Here is a 3,844-nt window from a genome sequence, read left to right as displayed (position 1 = left end):
AACGACCCGTTGAGCCATGGGATGGTAAACATCCAGGGCATCTTGTGGAGAAGCGTGCAGTAGATAACAGCGCCTGGGGAAATGTTCAAGAACGTTTCTTCTATTCCCGCATGCCCTAAAAAGGATTCCAACAGTGGTAACAGCTTACTTTTCCGTCGACCGCTACAATACATGGTGATGAAATCCTACGAATGAGTGAGAATATGTGAGGAAAACCCTTAAAACCGAGGGAAGGGCAGTATAGCTCAAGGTATTATTTTTGAAGGGTATGAAAGTGAGAATGAAGTTCGAAGTAAATGGATTACTGGATCCTAGTCGAATCATTAAAGTATTTCAATAGATAAGTAAAGAGTTTTATTTGCAGGGTTGCGGCCACTATATAGACTGTAAACGAACAAATTAGGTTCCAGTTATTATACTTGAATACGTGGCAAAGCCAGGCTATCCATTCAAAGCCTGTGGAAATCAGGCTCCATACAACAATATAGGCAACAAAATAAAGCCCTTTCGGATTTAATTTATCGAACAAGTATACGAAAAGAAGCGAATATGGTGCGTACATTATATAAGTTATCACATCGAATAGTTCATAAGTTTTTTGGTCGTTAATATCGTATAAATCGAGCGGTGGTGTTGCAATCGCATGATCCAGCAAGATAGCGACAGAAACGGTGTATAAGAACATTAAAGTAGAAAGAACACGCGGGTATCTTTTTGGAACGAAAAATACCCAAGTAAATCCGAAAGCAATATTGAGAAGAATAAACCATTCGTTTGCATCGAATTTAATAGGAAATGGCAAAATCCGGTCCATTTATTTCAACTCGCTTCTCAGCAGGTTTCGAAACCAGCTACAAGGATAAATGACTAGAACCAATATGACAAACCATTCTATAAATGACCACCAAAATTTCCAACGAGTTGCTTTATAAACATTGAGTACTTGGCCCATATTTTCAATGCCAACAAGGAGCAGAATTCCAATTGGAAGCCACACCCATTTTGTATACCACTCGGGAGACAAGGTATGGTCGAGATACCAAATAATTAGTAGTGGAATTAACAACATCCTCATCAAGACAAGCGACCAATAATTGTTTGGAGTCTCAGCAAAGTCAAACATCCGCAAATTGATTGCTGTAATTGTTAAGAAATTATTATGGATTATGATTATAACCATCCAAATAAAAAGGATTTCAAATAGATGCAGTTTTCTTTTCGATACAATATAAGCTAGGAGGAGGATAAAACTTACCGAAAAAATTATGCAGAAGGTCATAACAGAGTCCTCCCAATTACAATTAGATAAGGAAATTATACCCATTAAATGTAATCATATTCGTGGGTTGATATTGAATTGGACTCAGTTCAATATTTTTCACTAATGGGAGACGATAGCCTAATAAAAATCTAAGACGCGGCTGTCGGCACGAAACGGCAGCCGCGTTACGCTAAAGGGCAGGATACTTTGGAAATAGAAGGTAATGTTTGATGGGTGAAGAATACATATTTGAATCAGTATACTTATGGAGGCACGAATGGATAGTCAAGTCGCGTTGATGGTAATTGATGTTCAGGTGGGTATGTTCCACGAAAATAACAGCGATGTGTTATTGCGAAACATAAAATTACTTACCGAGCAAGCTCGCTCTTCTAAAACTCCAATCATCTATATACAACATAGCGCAAGACCTGGGAGAGCATTGGAACATGGGACTCCAGGCCCTAAACTTCTTGCATGACGACATGTCGTATCAACACACAGTTCGGTTTGGATTCCTGTATGAAGTAACGCTTGCAAGCGACTCACACCGCACATGGGCAAGAGGGGAATTGAGCGCTCAACAAATCATCGCTCATCACAATAGACTCCTTTGTTGGTTTGCGAATATAGAAAAAAGCAATAACATTTTACTTTAGCCACTTATTGCTTAAGTAAGATTACGTCAATCCGTTTGAGACTACGCTACGCTTACTTGAAACGATAGCTCAATTTCTACGCCATGAGACCGCCACGGACTGAACTGTGGCCTTTTCCCCGCTAACGGGCAGTTATCTTCCGATACGTTATGTTAAAATATGGGTGAGAAGACTTACACTTATTGAAACAGGTTGAAAGGCGTTGAGATAATTTGAAATATTGGAAGATAATCGGTAAAGGCAATACCGCAACCGTATATGAATGGGATGAAGGTAAAGTGCTTAAGCTTTTCAATAAAGGCTATCCTCAAAATGCGGTAGAAAGAGAGTTTCAGAACGCAAAGGTTATCAACGGTATGAACTTTTCAAAACCTAAAGTATATGAAATTATTTGTTGCGAAGAGCGAAGTGGGATTATATATGACAAACTGGAGGGAGAATCTCTGTTAGATTGGGTTTTAAAAACAGGTGACCTCCACGGATGTGCGGAACATATGGCGAGGCTGCACAAAACAATCGTTCAAAACAGAGTTAGCAATGTACAGGACTACAAAGAATTTTTAAAATCTAATATAGTAAATGCATCATCGGTTAGCTTATTAGAAAAAGAAAAGGTATTCGAAATTCTGGATAGATTGAATGCTGGAGAAACGCTATGTCATGGTGATTTTCATCCTGGTAATATATTACTATCTAATAATGGGCATACGATGGTTATAGACTTCATGAATGTGTGCCACGGAGATTTTTTATATGATGTCGCAAGAACTGTTTTTTTGGTGGAATATACACCGATTCCAGAACAAGCGGATAATAGAGAAACACTTCTGCGATTAAAGAAAACTCTGGCAGACTTATATCTTATCGAAATGAACGTGACACGAGAAATGATACATGACTATCTAACCGTGATTATTACAGCTAGAGTAGGTGAATGTCCTAACGAAATAAGTAAGTAACGAAAACAAAAACTGAATAATCACATAGCGAGGCTATACGAAGAACGTGTGTGGAGCTCGCTGCACTAACGAACGTTAGCATTCCTGTAGAGCGTTAAATTTCCGCTTTGCAAAAAAACAAGCGCCTCGGTGCGTTTTTATATAGAACACGTAGTATGATTAACCGTTCTTATAAATATTTGGAGGAAGCAATTCATGAGAAAATCAGCAATAATACTATTGACCTCTGCGGTTGCTATAATTATTATTGTTGGGATTACATACTTTGCTCGGGAATCACGACCAGACGTAACAAAAGAACCTCCAATTCCGGTGGTTACTTATAATAACAAACAGATTAGTATTACTATGGGTACTCGTGTTTGGAGAGGTGTTTCTGATGTTTTTTTTATGTGGGAAAAAATCGCAGAAAAAGCAACCATCGTCCCCCCTGAGGGAGAAATTAAGATTGAATTTAATTACAAGCCGAAACCAAGTAAACTATACATAGCACAAGTAGAGCGTGATCCATCTCAAGAGAATAACTGGACGTCATATGGATTTCAAGATCCACCCTTAAACGGAAATACTTTTAAAGTGCCGCTAGAAAAAAATATCTATATGGTTGCAATTCACGCTGTGTGGAGTACAGGCGAAAATGTAGAATACATCTTTGCAATCGAAGTTAAGTGATGTAGACATCTTACGTTTCATCAACTCTAACGCATTCTCCTAATTTTGTGCTTCTCATCTTGCTGGAGGAGCTTCTTTTTTACAACGGCTCCTTTCTCATTTGTTGCGCGATGTAATGACGAAGTATGAAGCAACTTACAATAACGATCGATCGATAGCCTTATTACGCTACCCCGAAAATTTCACATAGCATAGATCTAAAATTGGCAATACGAAACTAAGCCCAGCTTTAGTGTTTTTTTAAAAACTGTGCTTCATAGAATTTATGTGAAATCAAGATGGTTACGAGGCTG

General features: G+C 38.4%; 3 protein-coding genes. All 3 read left to right on the top strand.

The features are described from left to right. Nucleotides 1–1,538 precede the first annotated feature (1,538 nt). The gene (locus tag ACFQI7_RS37630; RefSeq protein WP_218103587.1) at nucleotides 1,539–1,742 is read left to right on the top strand and encodes an isochorismatase family protein; all 204 of its coding nucleotides are present in this window, start codon (nucleotides 1,539–1,541) and stop codon (nucleotides 1,740–1,742) included. Nucleotides 1,743–2,132: 390 nt separating this feature from the next. Continuing rightward, nucleotides 2,133–2,879, top strand: a complete 747-nt coding sequence (locus ACFQI7_RS37625) for an aminoglycoside phosphotransferase family protein (protein WP_377518612.1) — start codon at nucleotides 2,133–2,135, stop codon at nucleotides 2,877–2,879. A gap of 195 nt (nucleotides 2,880–3,074) precedes the next feature. Continuing rightward, nucleotides 3,075–3,551 (top strand): hypothetical protein, encoded by a 477-nt coding sequence (locus ACFQI7_RS37620; protein ID WP_218103606.1) that lies wholly within the window; start codon nucleotides 3,075–3,077, stop codon nucleotides 3,549–3,551. Nucleotides 3,552–3,844 lie beyond the last annotated feature (293 nt).

Origin of the sequence: Paenibacillus allorhizosphaerae (assembly GCF_042659105.1) — a bacterium.
In the GTDB taxonomy this organism is placed as follows: domain Bacteria; phylum Bacillota; class Bacilli; order Paenibacillales; family NBRC-103111; genus Paenibacillus_G; species Paenibacillus_G allorhizosphaerae.
Note: the sequence above shows the minus strand (reverse complement) of the source record. Positions and strands in the feature narration are given on the sequence as shown.